This is a genomic window from Pontibacter kalidii (assembly GCF_026278245.1).
In the GTDB taxonomy this organism is placed as follows: Bacteria; Bacteroidota; Bacteroidia; order Cytophagales; family Hymenobacteraceae; genus Pontibacter; species Pontibacter kalidii.
This window is the reverse complement of the sequence record NZ_CP111079.1, coordinates 618684-634747: the sequence shown is the minus strand read 5'-3', so window position 1 is coordinate 634747 and position 16064 is coordinate 618684. Positions and strand designations below refer to the sequence as shown.

At 54.0% G+C, this 16064-nt stretch carries 14 protein-coding genes; 6 read left to right on the top strand and 8 right to left on the bottom strand.

Annotated elements, in window-relative coordinates; genetic code table 11:
• The first annotated feature begins 87 nt into the window (after nucleotides 1-87).
• From OH144_RS02685 to OH144_RS02675, 3 genes are all read left to right on the top strand, one after another.
• Nucleotides 88-792 carry a TIGR04283 family arsenosugar biosynthesis glycosyltransferase gene (locus OH144_RS02685; RefSeq protein WP_266204746.1) on the top strand — a complete coding sequence of 235 codons (705 nt, stop codon included), beginning with the start codon at nucleotides 88-90 and terminating at the stop codon, nucleotides 790-792.
• A gap of 18 nt (nucleotides 793-810) precedes the next feature.
• Nucleotides 811-2535 carry a glycoside hydrolase family 15 protein gene (locus OH144_RS02680; protein ID WP_266204745.1) on the top strand — a complete coding sequence of 575 codons (1725 nt, stop codon included), beginning with the start codon at nucleotides 811-813 and terminating at the stop codon, nucleotides 2533-2535.
• 159 nt (nucleotides 2536-2694) lie between these two features.
• Nucleotides 2695-3174, top strand: coding sequence for a vitamin K epoxide reductase family protein (locus tag OH144_RS02675; RefSeq protein ID WP_266204744.1), 480 nt, complete (start codon nucleotides 2695-2697; stop codon nucleotides 3172-3174).
• A 57-nt stretch (nucleotides 3175-3231) separates the two neighbouring features.
• On the opposite strand, the gene OH144_RS02670 is transcribed toward OH144_RS02675, so the two are convergent.
• Entirely contained in the window at nucleotides 3232-4098 is an 867-nt protein-coding gene (locus tag OH144_RS02670) for a sterol desaturase family protein (RefSeq protein WP_266204743.1), read from the bottom strand.
• 167 nt (nucleotides 4099-4265) lie between these two features.
• Complete coding sequence (locus OH144_RS02665) at nucleotides 4266-4949, bottom strand: DUF2461 domain-containing protein (RefSeq protein WP_266204742.1); 684 nt, start codon at nucleotides 4947-4949, stop codon at nucleotides 4266-4268.
• Nucleotides 4950-5091: 142 nt separating this feature from the next.
• On the opposite strand from OH144_RS02665, the gene OH144_RS02660 reads away from it, so the two are divergent.
• On the top strand, nucleotides 5092-6240 hold the full coding sequence (locus OH144_RS02660) for a L,D-transpeptidase family protein (protein WP_266204741.1): 1149 nt from the start codon (nucleotides 5092-5094) through the stop codon (nucleotides 6238-6240).
• Between the two features lie 1063 nt (nucleotides 6241-7303).
• Here OH144_RS02660 and OH144_RS02655 read toward each other — a convergent pair.
• Nucleotides 7304-7912 (bottom strand): TIGR04282 family arsenosugar biosynthesis glycosyltransferase, encoded by a 609-nt coding sequence (locus tag OH144_RS02655; protein WP_266204740.1) that lies wholly within the window; start codon nucleotides 7910-7912, stop codon nucleotides 7304-7306.
• Entirely contained in the window at nucleotides 7899-8417 is a 519-nt protein-coding gene (locus OH144_RS02650) for a rhodanese-like domain-containing protein (protein ID WP_323134773.1), read from the bottom strand. Before OH144_RS02650 ends, OH144_RS02655 begins: the two co-directional genes overlap by 14 nt.
• Before the next feature lie 231 nt (nucleotides 8418-8648).
• On the opposite strand from OH144_RS02650, the gene OH144_RS02645 reads away from it, so the two are divergent.
• Nucleotides 8649-10013 (top strand): NAD-dependent succinate-semialdehyde dehydrogenase, encoded by a 1365-nt coding sequence (locus tag OH144_RS02645; RefSeq protein ID WP_266204739.1) that lies wholly within the window; start codon nucleotides 8649-8651, stop codon nucleotides 10011-10013.
• Between the two features lie 544 nt (nucleotides 10014-10557).
• Here OH144_RS02645 and OH144_RS02640 read toward each other — a convergent pair.
• The 4 genes from OH144_RS02640 to OH144_RS02625 all read right to left on the bottom strand — a co-directional run bounded on the left by OH144_RS02640 (nucleotide 10558) and on the right by OH144_RS02625 (nucleotide 13289).
• On the bottom strand, nucleotides 10558-11322 hold the full coding sequence (locus OH144_RS02640) for a YdcF family protein (protein ID WP_266204738.1): 765 nt from the start codon (nucleotides 11320-11322) through the stop codon (nucleotides 10558-10560).
• Nucleotides 11323-11473: 151 nt separating this feature from the next.
• Complete coding sequence (locus OH144_RS02635) at nucleotides 11474-11695, bottom strand: DUF2905 domain-containing protein (RefSeq protein ID WP_266204737.1); 222 nt, start codon at nucleotides 11693-11695, stop codon at nucleotides 11474-11476.
• Between the two features lie 167 nt (nucleotides 11696-11862).
• Entirely contained in the window at nucleotides 11863-12462 is a 600-nt protein-coding gene (locus tag OH144_RS02630; RefSeq protein WP_266204736.1) for a hypothetical protein, read from the bottom strand.
• A 2-nt stretch (nucleotides 12463-12464) separates the two neighbouring features.
• The gene (locus OH144_RS02625; RefSeq protein ID WP_266204735.1) at nucleotides 12465-13289 is read right to left on the bottom strand and encodes a metallophosphoesterase family protein; all 825 of its coding nucleotides are present in this window, start codon (nucleotides 13287-13289) and stop codon (nucleotides 12465-12467) included.
• 303 nt (nucleotides 13290-13592) lie between these two features.
• On the opposite strand from OH144_RS02625, the gene OH144_RS02620 reads away from it, so the two are divergent.
• Nucleotides 13593-16034 carry a type IA DNA topoisomerase gene (locus OH144_RS02620; RefSeq protein ID WP_266204734.1) on the top strand — a complete coding sequence of 814 codons (2442 nt, stop codon included), beginning with the start codon at nucleotides 13593-13595 and terminating at the stop codon, nucleotides 16032-16034.
• Nucleotides 16035-16064: the final 30 nt, after the last annotated feature.

Below are 16064 nucleotides of genomic sequence, written 5' to 3'. Positions count from 1 at the left end.
AAAGCAAGAGTACCATACTTTAACTTCGCCAATTGAGGTATGGTGGGAACAGCTGCATACACCCTACTCTAACAAACTGAACCACGCATGCCTGAGCGTATAAGTATCATTATACCGACCTACAACGAGGCCGACAATATTGAGCGGCTTGTCAGGCATTTGCTGAAGGCGGTGCCGGCACCGGAGGTTATCGTATCGGATGGGGGTAGCACAGATGCTACGCAGCTGTTAGCAAAAGAGGCCGGAGCCAGCGTTGTTCAGTCTTCATTGAAAGGCAGGGCCCCTCAGATGAATGCCGGCGCCAAGGCGGCTACGGGTAGTATTCTGTATTTTCTGCACGCCGACACCTTTCCCCCGGCCGATTACCAGGCTACAATTCTGGAAAACTGCACCCCCGCGAGCGGTGCCGGTTGTTTCCGGCTTCAGTTCGACGATGCACACTGGTTTCTGAGCGTAAACGCCTGGTTTACCCGCTTCGACGTTGACAGCATCCGTTTTGGAGATCAAAGCCTGTACATCCGTAGGCATTACTTTGAACAGATAGGTGGCTTCCGGAATGATTACGTGCTGCTGGAAGATCAGGAAATTATCAGCCGAATAAGAAAGTGTACAGGATTCAGAGTGCTGTCAAAAGCTGTGACCACCTCCGCACAAAAGTACCGCGAGAATGGCATATACCGGCTCCAGTTGATTTTTTCCTTCATTTGGTTTTTATACTACCTGGGTCTTCCGCAGCAGAAACTTGTTCACATCTATAACACACTGATCAGGAAATCCAAGCTGAAAGACTAGTTGCGGAAATGTAAAGAGATGGAGGAACAGGAAGTCAACATAAAGGATCTGGCCATGATAGGCGACCGCCGCACCTGCGCATTCCTGGATAAGCGAGGCAACGTGGTCTGGTACTGCCCTAAGCGCTTCGATAGCCCCTCCTTATTTGCGCACTTGCTGGATACGAGTAAAGGGGGTATTTGGCGCCTGGAACTGAACGGAATGCAGCTTGAGAAGCGGCAGTATCTGGAAGGGAGTGCGTTGTTGCAGACACATTTTGCCAGTGATAAAGGCAGTTTATTACTGGAAGACTGGATGCCACTTTATGCAAGCTTTTACGGCATGTGCCGGGAGCTTTCCCCCAGCCCGGTTTCGTACACGATGCACATGGTCCCTCGCCCAAACTACAGCCGCCAGCCCCCGGTGCTACAAGCCGTGGGCAAACAACACGCCACCCTGGATTTCGACTTTCACCTCTATGCCTCCCACCCGCTTGATATAGCCCAGGAGACTGTTTCCTGCCGGGTACCCACTGGAGAAGCAGCTTGGTTTATAATTTCTGAAAAGGCCCTGGACAACCCTGAGAAACTACTCCGCGAGACCAGAAAGCTTACGCTCAGTAACTGGAGGGAAGTATCGGGCCATATCACCTACCAAGGCCCTTATCAGGAGGAAGTACAAAAGTCTCTCCGCTTGCTGCGCATGCTCACCTACGCGCGGAACGGAGGGATTATTGCGGCTGGCACCACCTCTTTGCCCGAGGTGCCCGGTGGAAAACGCAACTATGATTACCGTTACGTTTGGCTGAGGGATGCAGCCATGATTGTGAGCGCCCTTTCCCGGGCAGGGAGCGACGGGGAGGAAGAGCGGAATTTCCTGAGCTTTATGTGTTCAGCCATGCACCGCATCTCAAGGCCCGTGGTGCCGATGCTCACGCTGGACGAGCAACCTGCCGGCACAGAGCAGGAACTTGACTTTGCTGGCTACCGCAACAGTAAGCCAGTGCGTTACGGAAACGGAGCTAACAGCCAGCTACAGCTCGACGCCAACAGCAACGTCATCATTGCCGCTAAAGTCATCTACAACCGCTATGAAACGCGGGAACATTGGGAAACGATAGCAGAACTTGCTGACTTTTTGGTAGAAAACTGGCATAAGCCGGACCATGGCATGTGGGAGGAAACTCCCAAGCACCATTATACTTCCAGCAAAGTGGTGGCCTCCATAAGTCTGCAGTACATAGCAGAGCACTCCCAGGACGAGGAGCAGAAGAAGCGTTGGCAGGATGCCTCCGCCGCGATACGTGCGTATGTGGAAAAAAAATGCAAGACGCCGGATGGTGCCTACGCAGTGTATGCAGGGAGCGAAGCGGTAGACGTGAGCGCCGTGCTTTTCCCCATCTGGGGGTTTACAGAGGCAGACTCTCCTACCATGCTGAAAACCATCGAAAGGCTGGAAAAGGATTATTGCCACCACAACCTTTACCGCCGCCACCTGGTGGAATTCGACTCCCGGCAGGAAGGAGCCTTTCTGGCCGGTACGTGCTGGGTAGCGCAGTACTGGGTAATGCGGCAAAACCGTGAGAAGTTTGAGCAAATAATAGGCGCAGCCCTGCAGTTTATGAACGACGTGGGGTTAATGCCCGAGGAAGGAGACCCGGAAACCGGCGAGTGGCTCGGCAATGTGCCGCAGGCTTTTGTACATGCCTCCCTTATAGGGGCTATCATAGACTACAAGAGCGAATTCGAACCAGCTAAAGTGTAAGCTTCTCCTTATCTGAATCCTCGAAAGTATACGTTAGCGAATGAAGCACAGGTAACGGGTAAGAGGCTCACTGGCTTGCTGCAGGCTGATCCTTTTCCAGCCTGCAACACTCCGATTTATATTACTCGTAAACAACAGTTTATAAACTTAAACCAAGCTATGAAACAAGCAACTACAGTAATAGACGAAATAAGACAAGACAGAACCGAAGCAACAGAAAACAGACGGCAGGTAGCAGCTTTGGCGGCGGCAGGACTACTGGACTTTAGCCTGATCTCCCTGTTACAGATGGGCTACTTCAAAAAACTACCTGACCTGCCCGGAAAAGTGTTTGACACGGTAAAGGTCAACACATCAAAGGATGCAGTGATCCTGGGTATACCAGATGGCGTGATTAGCTTGGGAGCTTACGCCGCGACAATGTTCTTAGCCATGGCCAGCTCCCGCTTCCAAAAACAATCCCGGCTTCTGGATCTGGCCTTAGGTGGCGTTGCCCTTGGGCAAGCTGTGGGCGCCGCCCAGTACCTCTACAAAATGGCCTTCGTGCAGAAGAAAGTGTGCGTGTATTGTGTAACTGGAGCCGCCATAAATTTTGCCTCGTTAAAGCCCGTCTATAAACTCATTCGCCAGGAAAGGTAGTTCGGGTACTTACCTGCGGCAGATCCCAGCTCATCATAGTAATTCCTGATTTTAGCGTTATGGAGCGAGGCGAGTGCGGGGGAATTTCTCTTCCCGCTCCGGCACTGTGCCATCAGGTAATTGCCATGCACGTTGGTGCTTAAACGGGATCATGAAGAGGTTGAGGGGAGTTTGTTCTTTTGGATCTCTAAAAGAGGGTACACCAATGGTGATTTCATCCTGTGCCACGTGCAGCAGTAGAGAGTTGTGCAGCCTATCCCACCAGGAGAAAATGACCGAATAGTTACTGTTCGTTTCTTTGGCTACGATGGAGTGGTGTATGCCGTGCATTCGTGGCGTAACCATTACACGGCTCAGCCGCTGCTCTACTTTATAAGGCAACCGCAGATTGGAATGATGAAACGCTGTGCAACCTTCAAACATAAGTTCGTAGAACAGCACGAGCGGGGCAGGCGCACCAAGTAGAGCAACGACAGCGCTTCGGTAAGGAGCTGAGGCAATATTCTCACCTACATGAAAACGCCAGGCCGTAGAGAGATCCAGGTCCAGGTCGATGTGGTGCACGTTATGGAAGCGCCACAACAGGTCTGATTTGTGGAGCAGAACGTGCCACAGATAATTGGTGTAATCCAGCAGCAGAAAGCCGGCAGGATAGCGTATCCACACGGGTAGCGCTGCCCAGTACAGTACTCCAAATTTAGATTTTTCAGCCTGCCGTGCCGCTGCATACAGACAGGGCAGCAGCAAAAGCCGCAGCGCAGGCAGTGCCAGGGCTGCTACACTGGCATTCTCTTTCAGGCGTTCAGTTTTGGACCGGGTGCGCTTTCGTAATTGCCGCTTCGCTTCAGCCACAAACAGCACAGTGGCAGCCAGTCCGAGCAGTGGCATTCCGATGGTATCGAAGTACGGAAACCTGACCTTCATCCAGTTAAGTACAACGGGAGCGCCCCAGAAGTTACATCGTGGCCCAGGAGAAGTGCCATACGAGAAGTTGCCTTACGCGGCCTGAAGCTGCTGCTGTTTGGCCGGCACAAGGATTACCTTTTCCAGATGAGGGTGCAAACGGCCGAACACGCCGCCTTTTTCCCCCTTTACTCCTCTCCCATATCCTTCAGCGGGTGCGTCAGGAAATCATTCAGCGGCTTCAGGGATCGGAACCCGTCGAGCACCACCTGCAGGAAATCCGGACTCAGCACCGTCTCGTCGGGGAGCGGCATCACGGCGTTCCAGCTTTTGAAGCGCAGGTAAGGGATAGCGGGGTTGTCTTTGTCGTAGCCCTTGGGCGTGGTTTTCAGCTGCTCGCCCTCCAAGGCGCCAAACTTCTTCCTGAACTCCTCCGACTCCACCAGCGCCTTAAACTCCTCCAGGTTATAGTCTATCTCCTGCCGCACAGCCTTCAGTTCCGGCGCCGGCGGGTACCACAATCCTCCCGCCAAAAAAGACTTGTTGCCGCCCGCCAGGTGCAGGTAATAGCCCGGAAGTATGGATTTGCGCCCTCCTTCCGCCACATAAGCCCCAAAATGGTCTTTGTAAGGCCGCTTGTCCTTCGAGAAACGTACGTCGCGGTAAATGCGGAACACCAGATCTTTGCCTTGCTGGCCCCGGGCGGCGGGCTCAAAATGCTGCATCTCCTGCAGCAGCTCCTGCAGAAAGCCAATGTAGTTCTGGCGTGCCTTTTCGTAGCGGGGCTTGTTCTCGGTAAACCACTCGCGGGTATTGTTAGCAGACAGTTCGGCCAGAAAGCCCAGTGTATTCTTATCAATGGTGGATGCCATACGTGTGTGATTGATCAGCAACGACAAATGTCATTTTTTAGGGTGAACAAAGCTACTACCTTAGCCTGAAATGAAAAAGAAGCAGGCAATGCCGGGCGATTGTCCCGCTCCGTATACTTTAATAGCTACTATACAGTTCCACATGCTCCGTTCACTGTCCCTTTTATTCATCTTCTTCTTTTTATGGACGGAGGTGCGTGCGCAGGAGCAGCTGCAGCCATACAGGCCCTACAGCAAGGACCGGATGGAGCAGGCCCTGCTGCAGTACGAGGCCATCGCCAAGTCAGGCTGCTGGCATACTTTCCCCGACACCCTCCTGCTCCGCCCCGGCGACAGCAGCCCACTTATTCCGCAGCTGCAGGACAACCTCCTGCTGACCGGCGATCTGCCCCTTGACTCGGCCTCCAGTGCTTTGGTTTATACTTCAGGAATAAGCACGGCCGTGCGGCACTTTCAGAGGCGCCACGGCCTGGCGCCTGACGGTGTGGTTGGCCCCGTCACGGTTGCTGCCCTTAATGTGTTACCCGATAAGCGGCTGGAGCAGCTGCGCATCAACCTTACCCGTTATGATGCTGTGTTCACCAGCGAGCAGGAACCTTACGCCATCATCAATTTGCCAGAGTTTATGATGCAGGTGGTGGATAGCGGCAAAACCGCGCTGCAAATGCGCGTGATCGTCGGAAAGCCCGTGCTCAAAACGTACCCGATCCACTCCAGGCTCGACATGGTAGTGCTGAACTCTTACTGGCAGGTGCCCACCTCCATCGCCGTAAAGGAAATCGTGCCCATTCTGAGGCGCAACCCGGGCTACCTGGCCAAAAAGAACATGGTGCTGGAGCAATCCGACGGCAGCGGCTGGATGCGCATAAGCCCTTGGGAGGTGGACTGGCAACGTATAACGGCAGCCAACTTTAACTACCGCATCATACAACTAAACGGGCCCGATAACGAGTTGGGGGTGGTAAAATTCCCGTTTCCGAACCGCCTGCCGCAGTACCTCCACGACACGCAGGCCAAGCAACTCTTCAGTTACCCGAGCCGCGCCTTCAGCCACGGCTGCGTCCGGCTAGAGAAACCGGTGGAACTGGCGTATTACCTGCTCGAGCGCGGCTCCGGTTATACCGCCGCAGAGGTTAAGAAACTATGGGAGCTTGGCAGGCCCAACCACTACGTGCGTGTAAAGAAGCCCGTGCCGCTGCATATCGTATACTTTACCTCCTGGGTAGACGAGCAAATGGAAGTACATTTCAGGGACGATGTGTACGGCTATGACGCTTTGCTGGGGCTGTAGAGAGTTTAGGAGTTAGAGAGTTTGGGAGTTATACTTTGAAGAACGGGAAGGATGGCTGAAGTATAATGGTTTCGTAACGCTGGCTTTACCCTCCATACGTCTTGTAGCTGCCAGGGCCATACTTTGGGATTTTCGTTTTTTAGGTCTGCCTAACCGGTTCGAACTGCCTTAACCCCTCCTTGTCCATGGAGGGGAGTCTGTAATTACTTGTGCTAAAGTATAAGTTTCATAGTTGTTCTTATCAGCACAAGTATAAACCCACCCCCAGCCCCTCCCGAGAGGGGAATTTAACCTCACCCCAACCCTCTCCTAAGAACAGGAGAGGGAGTTCCCCGCTACCGGGTCCAACCACCCCTACCCCTCCTTAGCTAAGGAGGGGAGTTCTGTTCAAGTTGCAAAAGCAGCGGCTATCGAATCCGATCCCAGTCCTTGGGTTGAGCGCCTTGTGAGATCCGGTGCCCGTTGAGGCCATGCCGAGCGAAAGCGAGGCAAGGAGGAAACACAGCGCGATGCGCTTATCGAGGGACCCTACCCCCAGGACGAGCCCTCCCGGGCTGGAGGGAGCCAAAGCCAGAAATGCAACTGTAGGCTTGTAAGTCTGGAGGATCAGCAGTAGCTAGCAAGGATAGCTTGGTTCCAGTTGCAGGAAGCAGGAGCTAAGAGAGGCACAAGCGGACGCTTGCGCCAGAGAGACTACAGGAGCAGCAAGTATAAATCAACAAGTAAAGAAGTATAAAGTATAGCTCAAGTATAGTAGCACAGTCCAAGTATAAAGGATGGCTCTGTGAGCCAGTCGGGTTGAAAACCCAACGAATAACAAGACACGGGCTACAAGCCCGCGCCAGCGGAAGAAGACTAAAGAAGTATAGAAGGACGACTAAAGTATAAAATCCCGCTAATACCTTCATCCTGAAAATTCCGATTCGGACAAGTATAAACGTATGGCCAAAGCAAGTATAGCTTACACAGGCGTTGACGCCCGCAGCAGAGAAGTTCCGCACAAGGATGTACGAAGCAGCGGAAGGCATCGGAGATTTAAGCAGTGGATGCGCGCAAGTATAAACTACAGCCCGAAATCGCGTAGCAGTTCCTCGTCCAGGTCCTCCACCTGATCTACGTCGGAGAGGCGGGGCAGCAGGGCGTACGACAGCTTCAGGCGCTGCAGGTCCTGGATGGTTTCCGGAAAGACATGTGCGGTGCTCCAGTGCTTGTTCTGGAAAAGCTGCGAATACAGGCAGTTCATCCCGATCAGGTAGTAACCGCCGTCCAGTGCCGGCCCCACCACCACATCATGGGTCTCCAGTGCTTCGTAGGCATTCAGGATGATCTCCGGCGTGAGCTGCAGGCAGTCGCTCCCAATGATCACCACCGAAGTATAGCCTTCCAGGAAAGCGGCGGCAAAGGCAGCTTGCATGCGCTGGCCCAGGTCTCCCTCTACCTGCTCCCGCTTCTGGTAAATGGCATTAGGCCAAATATCATTTAGATTCACCCCGCCCACATAGTATACCAGCTTATCCATAGGCAGCTCCTGCGTTACCTGCCTGGTGTGTTGCAGCAGGTGGATGTACACTTCCAGCGCCGTTTCAGGCCCAACGGAGGCAGCCAGCCGGGTCTTTACCTTGCCCAGCTCCGGGTTGCGCACAAAAAGCAGCAGTAGTTTATTCTTTCCCATATACTTTCTCCCCTTTCTGCAGCCAGACACCCCATGTTCTGGAGTAGGCGTGCACTCTGTTTGTTTTCCCTTTACTATCATACACAGGCAGTCCCTGGTTCACCCACTCGAACAGGCCGCCGTAGAGGTGGCGCACATTGGTATACCCTGCAGCCTTCAGCTGCTCCCCCACCCGTTCGCTGCGATAGCCCACCGAGCAGTAGAGTACAATGGGGGCATCTTTTGGCACCTCCTCCAGTTGTTCAACCCGAAACGTTTCATAGCCCAGGAAGCGGGCGCCAGCCAGGTGGCTAACGTCGTACTCCTCCTGTTGGCGCGTGTCGAGGAGCAGTGGCTTCTCCGCTTCAGAAGCCAGCATGACTTTCAACTGAACAGGGTCTACAGTAGGGACCGTCTTTTTATAAAGCCCATCAAGCATCAGCGCATAAGACATATCTGTGGCTTGCCCACAGGCCTGCAGCACCGTTAGCCAGCAAACGGTGCCCAACAACAATAACTTCTTCAAAATGATCGTCAATATAGGTATATAGGAATCAAGTACGCGACACTCCCCTTACTGCCTGAGAAGCAACAGGTTTCAAGGAATCTCTCCAAAGTTAAAAATATTATAGGAAATCATTCCTAAAACCAAGACTTACCTTCATTTGTTTCTGCAGCCGAAGTATAAGCAACTGCCGGCTCAGCCCGGGTGCGGCTTGTTGCGTATATTTACAACGCAACCCGAAAAGACAAAACTATGGCCATAGAAACAGTAAACCCAGCCACCGGCGAAGTGGTGAAAACCTTTACCCCGCATACACCGGAAGAAATAAGAGAGAAAATCGAGGCTGCCGAAAAAGCTTTCCAAAGCTGGCGCGACGTAAGCTTTGAGGAACGCGCAAAGTGTATGAACAGACAGGCCGAGATACTGGAAAACGAGGCCGAGAAGTATGGCCGGATCATTTCGCTGGAGATGGGCAAGCCGCTGAAGGATGCCGTTGCCGAAGTAAAGAAATGCGCCCTGGCTTGCCGCTACTATGCCGAGAACGCAGCCGATTTCCTGGCGGATGAAGAAATAGGAACCAAAGCTGAGCGCAGCCTGATCGCCTTTGAGCCACTGGGTGTGGTACTGGCCATTATGCCCTGGAACTTCCCCTTCTGGCAGGCCTACCGCTTCCTGGCCCCTGCCCTGATGGCTGGTAACGTGGGGTTGCTGAAGCACGCCTCCAATGTGCCGCAGTGCGCGCTGGCCATCGAGGAAATTGTGCGCAAAGCCGGCTTTCCGGAGAAGGTGTTCCAGACACTGCTGATCGGTTCCGGGGAGGTGAATGCTGTGATAGAGCACCCGCACGTAAAGGCGGTTACGCTGACCGGTAGCGAAGGCGCGGGCTCGAAAGTAGCCAAGAAAGCCGGGCAGGAGATAAAGAAAACGGTGTTGGAGCTGGGTGGCAGCGATGCCTTTGTCGTGTTGGAGGATGCCGACCTGGAGAAAGCTGCGGAAACAGCGGTAAAGTCGAGGATGGTGAACGCGGGCCAGAGCTGTATTGCCGCCAAGCGCTTTATCGTGGTGGAAAGTATAGCAGATGCCTTCCTGCAAAAATTTAAGGAGAAGATGCAAAGCCTGAAAACCGGCGACCCGCTGAAAGAGGATATTGACTACGGCCCATTGGCACGCGTGGACCTGGCCGAAGACTTGGAGAAGCAGGTACAGGAGTCGGTGAAGCAGGGGGCGGAGGTGGTGCTGGATGGTGGCCGCGAGAGCAAAGACAGCGCCTACTTCAAGCCGATGATCCTCAGAAACGTGAAACCCGGCATGCCTGCCTACGAGGAAGAAATGTTCGGCCCCGTGGCTGCCGTGATGGTGGTGAAGGATGAAGAGGAGGCCATAAAGGTAGCCAATGATTCCCGCTTCGGCCTGGGAGGCGCGGTGTGGACGCAGGACAAGGAACGCGGCCTGCGCGTAGCCCGAAAGGTAGAGACCGGTGCTATGTTCGTAAACGCTATGGTAGCCTCTACGCCCGAAATGCCCTTTGGCGGCATCAAGAAATCCGGCTATGGCCGCGAGCTGTCCTACCTCGGCATCCGCGAGTTTGTGAACCAGAAGAGTATTTGGGTGGCTTGATAGTTGTTCGTTATTCGTTGTTGGTTGTTCGATTTGTAGAACCGGGTCCAACCACCCCTACCCCTCCTTGTCTAAGGAGGGGAGCTCCGTTCAAGCTCCGTCAGCGGCGGCTATCGAACTGATACCCAGTCCTTGGGTGGAGCGCCTTGTAGATTTCCGGTTTCGCTTTAGCGAAATTGCGGAGACCGCAGATCAAGCAAAGGAAATGTACACCGCGCGATGCCAAAGGACGAGCCCTCTCGGGCTTGAGAGCACCACAGTCGGAAATGAAACAATGCAGGTAGTAAAGCCGTGGATGAACGGCAGCTAATAAGTGTAGCTTGTGTCCAGTTGCAGGAAACAGCGGCTATGGAAGTATAGCCAAAGTATAAAGTATGGCTCTGCGAGCCAGTCGGGTTACAAACCCGACACCATAGAAGGACACGAGTTGCAAACGCGCGCCAGCGGAGGAACTGCAATAGCTAAGCGATGAAGGCACAAGCAGGCGCTTGCACCAGAGAAGCTAAAGCAAGGGGTAAACCGCATCTACGGCAGCAGAAAGCAGTTAGCAGTACCCCAACAATTTATACACCACATACCCGGCTATTTCGTGGATGAGGTGGTGCCAGCCCTCAAAGGCAACGGCGCTGGGGATTAACGTATAGTCCGGCGTAAAGACCAGCTCAGAGGAGTAGAAATCCGTGGGATAGCTGTCGAAGGACACGCCCACTTTTTGGAAGCAGCCCTCGGAGCGGCGCATGTGGAAGGCAGAGGTTACCAGCAGCACCTTCTTCCAGCTCGGATGCTGCGCCAGCACCTGGGCGGCATATACTGCATTCTCGCGCGTGTTCACAGCGCCAGTCTCCACAATTAGATCCTCATCCGGCACGCCAGCCAAGAGCATGACTTGCCTCAGCTGCTCCGCCTCCGGCGTCATCTCGTCCAGCAAAAAGCCTTTGCCGCCAGTTATCAGGATCTTATCCACTTTACCCAGGCGGTAGAGCTGCAGCGTGTGCAGAAAGCGGTCTGCCCCTTTGTTGGTGTGCACCCGGTCCGTGATATCGGGCTTAAAGGAAGTCACGCCCGTCAACACCACGGCCACGTCATACTTGCCCACCTCGCTAACCGGCACCGGCTTGGCCTCCCAGGCGCGCCAGGCCAGGTTGCTGAGAAAGGGGTTGCTGAAAAACAGCAGCATCGCCAGTGCACTGATCAGGCTGACGCGGCGCCATTTCACAGATTTCATGAAAACGGCCAGGAACAGCAGCACAAGCACCCACACCAGGGGCATCAGCAGGAAATCGAGAGTTTTGGAAAGTATAAAGAACATGGCTCAGAACAAAAGCCAAAGCAGCAGAAACACCAGCACCATGGCTAGCAAAGCGTAAAGGTCTTTGTGGAGCTTGACTTTCATCGGGATTTATACTTTGGCGGCAGCAAGTTAGGAAAGTATGGCCAAAGTATAAAACCACCGCATCCCCCTAAAAGAGCTTGCGGAACAGCCACAGCGCCAGCGAGAGCAGGATGCTGAGCAGGATCATGCTGGTGATAGGCGCGTAGAAGCGCATGTTCTTCTTCTCCACGCGGATATCGCCGGGCAGGTGACCAAACCAGCTAAACTTGTCGCCGGCCAGCCACACCACCAGCCCGATTACCACAAGTATAACCCCAAGTATAACAATGGTTTTCCCGATCGGCTGCATCTGATTTCCTGTTTTATACTTTATAACTCAAGTTCCGATTAACCCACCCCTCCGAGAAAGGGAATTTTGCAAAAGAGTAGGTGATTCCCCTTCTCGGAGAGGTTAGGGGTGAGTTCACACCTGCGCTGAATTAGTAAATCGTAACTTAAGTTTTATACTTTATTGCCCTAAAACCCTGCCCGCACGCCAATGGCAAAACTCATAATGTCCCAGGCGGTGAGCGTAGGGTCTTTTACGGCGGAGGTCACGATCAGGTCGTAAGTGCCCACCTCCCCGTAGAGGGTGAGCTCTTTTATACTTCGGCTGTTGCGGATCGGGCGGTGCAGTTCTGCGCCCAGGCCGCCGGTTACGCGCAGGCTGCTCGTCCACCAGTAGTAGTTTTTGGGGTAAGAGCTGTCCCAGGAGGTGGAGAACTGGTCGCGGAAGTAGTAGCTCAGGCCCAGGTTCAGGCGCAGGGGCGTGAGTTTATACTTCTCGTTGAGCTCAACCCGCTTTATCGGCTTGTAAATGCCCCGGATGGTGAGCAGGTGCAGCACTTCCTCGGCATCAAACTTTGGCACAAAGCCATAGAGCAGCTCCGCATTTACTTTATCCTGCGCAAAACTATAGTTCGGGCCAACCGCAAACATGCCAACGTTTCCGGCGAACTGCAGCGTCAGGGCGTCGGGAGCGTACCATTGGCGCGCGCTGGTGCTATCCTCCTGCCCATACGTATAAAGCGGCAGGCTAAGGAAGCAAAGTATGATCAGTAGTAGTCTTAGATTCATGGTTAGATCTTAACGCGCTCAAAGTTTACCTCATCGCCCACCACCGTGAACACAATGTACTCCAGTTTCTCGGTGGCCGCCGTTTCCAGCACCGGCACCCCCTCCCCGAAAGGAAAGTGGAACTTGTAGTTGTGGTTGTGCCCGTGCAGCGAATAGGTGACACTATACTGATTCATCAGCTCGCCATACCGCACTGCGTTCTCCTCGCCGAACTCGGTATTGGTGGGTGGGATGTGCGAGATCACAAAGATGTTCTCCTGCTCCTGCGCAGCCTGCAGTTCCGTCTCCAGCCAGTCCAGGTCGGGCACCTGCTTGTCGAACTCCAGGTAATTGGTATTCAGAAGTATAAACCTGGCGTTGCCCACGGAAAAGCTCACGTCGTAGTCGCCGTACATGGCCGAAAACACCTGCTTGCCGTTGTTGATGGCGTCGTGGTTGCCCACCACGGCCACATAGGGCACCTTCAATGTTTTGAAATCCTGGTGCACCAGCCGGAACTCCTTTGTCAGTCCGAAGTCCGTCAGGTCGCCGCCAATCAGCACAAAGTCGATGTCGTCGCGCCGGTTGATGTGCGCTACCAGTTTCTCGTTCTCCTCATAAAAGCCCTGCGTGTCGGCGGTAAGTATAAAGCGCAGCGTATCGGTGGGGGAAATAGGGAGGGCGCTTATCCGTTCGATGTTGCGGCCGTTAATGTTCTTTTCGTCATCGTCCAGCCTGATCTCGTAAGGGCTGTACTCGAATTCCTCGCAGGCCTGGTTCAGTAGCGCCAATGCCAAGATACCCGCGGCCAGGAAGCCACGGCTATACCATTTTTTTAAAGCATGCATGTTAGTGTTGTGTAGTAGTTCTTCATTCGGTGTACATCAATCAGCAGCGTAATGTTTAGCACTTATCCCACGTGTTTCAGCACTAAACATCAATTCATTTAAGTATAACTTTAAAGATATGCTTGTATAGCCATAGCAGGCATACTTGTTTTATGATTGTACCCACCTAACCGGCCAACAGGTTTAATGTTTCAACTCTCATACGTTTATTTACAGTGATATAAGGCTGGCTTTTATTCGCAGATGCGGCATAAAAATGCTAAATTTGGAGTCTGATGAACATCTTCCTAAACCCCTAACAGCTTGAAAGTCTGCATTGCTGAGAAACCGAGCGTAGCCCGTGAGATTGCCATGGTGATTGGTGCCAGGACAAAAAAAGACGGCTACTTTGAGGGCAACGGCTACCAGGTAACCTGGACCTTCGGCCACTTCTGCACCTTGCGCGAGCCCGACGACTACCGCCCCGAGTGGAAGCGCTGGAGCCTCTACGACCTGCCCATGCTGCCCGAGAAGTATGGCATTAAGCTGATGAAGGACAGCGGGGTGCAAAAGCAGTTCGGCATCATTAAAAAGTTGCTGGAAAACGCCGAAGAGGTGATCAACTGCGGGGATGCTGGCCAGGAAGGGGAAGTGATCCAGCGCTGGGTACTGACCGAGGCCAAATATAGAAAGCCTTTCAAGCGCCTCTGGATCTCCTCGCTCACCGAGGACGCCATCCGGCAGGGCTTTGCCAAACTGAAGGAGGGCTCCGAGTTTGACCTGCTCTACCAGGCGGGCAAGAGCCGCGCCATCGGCGACTGGCTGCTGGGCCTGAACGCCACGCGCCTGTTCACGCTCAAGTATGCCAACGGCGGCCGCCAGACCCTGTCCATCGGCCGGGTACAGACACCCACGCTGGCCATGATCGTGAACCGCCACCACGAAATTGCCAACTTTGTGCCGCAGCCCTACTGGGAACTCAAAACCCTTTACCGCGACACAACCTTTGCCAGCACCAACGGCCGCTTCCAAAAAGAGGAGGAGGCACAGAAAATCATGGAGGCCATCAAGCAGGATGAGCTCACGATCACGGATGTAGAGACAAAGAAAGGCACCGAGGCACCGCCCAAGCTCTTCGATCTGACCTCGCTGCAGATCGAGTGCAACAACAAGCACGGCATGTCGGCCGACGAGACGCTGAAAACGGTGCAGAGCCTGTATGAGAAAAAGGTTGTCTCCTACCCCCGCGTAGACACTACCTTCCTCCCGGATGACATCTACCCAAAGATCCCCGGCATCCTGCAGGGCCTGAGCAACTACAGGCAGGAGGTGGCGCCGCTGCTGCAAAGTAAGATCCGCAAGACTAAAAAGGTCTTCAACAACAACAAAGTTACCGACCACCACGCCATTATCCCGACCGGCGATGCGGCTGGCAACCTGTATGGCCGCGAGGCGGATGTATACGACATCATCACGCGCCGTTTCATCGCCGCTTTTTACCAGGATTGTATCGTGAGCAACACCACGGTGATGGCCGAGTCGGCGGGTTATACATTTCGGGTGCGTGGCAAGCAGATTCTGGAGCCGGGCTGGCGCGTGCTCTACGGTGCCGACGACGTGAAATCATCTGATGCGCCCACAGGCAAGGATGCCAAGGAGGAAGAAGAAGCCGCTGGCGTTTTGCCACTCTTTGAGAAGGGCGAGCACGGGCCGCACGAGCCGCTGCTGGAGAAGAAAATGACCAATCCGCCCAAAGAGTATACCGAGGCTACCCTGCTCCGCGCCATGGAAACAGCCGGCAGGCAGGTAGACGACGAGGAGCTGAAGGAGGCGCTGAAAGAGAACGGCATCGGCCGCCCCTCTACCCGTGCCGCTATCATCGAGACCCTTTTCAAACGCCAGTACATCCGCAAGGAAAAGAAGAAGATCATCCCTACGCAGATGGGCATCGACCTGATCGGTGTGATCAGGAACGAAACGCTGAAGTCGGCGGAGATGACCGGGCAATGGGAGCGCAAGCTGCGCCAGATCGAGGGCGGTGAGTTTAAGGCCGAAGCCTTCCTGCAGGAGTTACAGGAGTTCGTGACCAACCTGGTACAGGAAGTGAAGTATGACCGCGCCACCGTGACACTGGAGCCACAGCAGGAAGAGAAACCAGCCAGCAAAGGCAAGAAGACAAGTATAAAGCCCGCAGAAAAGAAGGAAGCCACGCCTTCTCAAGGTCTGGGCGCCTGCCCTGCCTGCCGCGAGGGGCACATCCTGAAAGGCTCCAAGGCCTATGGCTGTATCCGTTACAAGGAGGGCTGCCGTTTCCTGATACCCATTGAGCAGCATGGTAAAGAATTGACAGAGAAACAGGTGACGGCGCTGCTGGGCAAAGGAAAAACCCCGACCATCAAGGGGTTTAAAAACGAGCAGGGCGATACATTTGACGCCATACTTAAGCTGGATGCAAGCCACCAGCTGCAAGTGGAATTGGTGGAGAAAGCCCCCGCCAAAGACCCGTTTGCCCAATGCCCGCGCTGCAAGCAGGGCAAGCTGCTGAAAGGCAAAGCCGCTTATGGCTGCAGCAGGTTCCGGGAAGGCTGCCAGTTTGTGGTGCCGTTCGAGATGGGCGGCAAGCAACTATCTGAAAAACAGATCGCGACGCTGCTGCTCAAGGGAAAGACACCTAAAATAAAGGGGTTTGTATCGCAGAAAACAGGCGAGCCTTTTGATGCCTCCTTATCCCTGAACGAGCAGTGGCAGGTGGTGTTCCAGTTCTGAGTGGCCATGCCAGTAGCATAAATAAAAAGG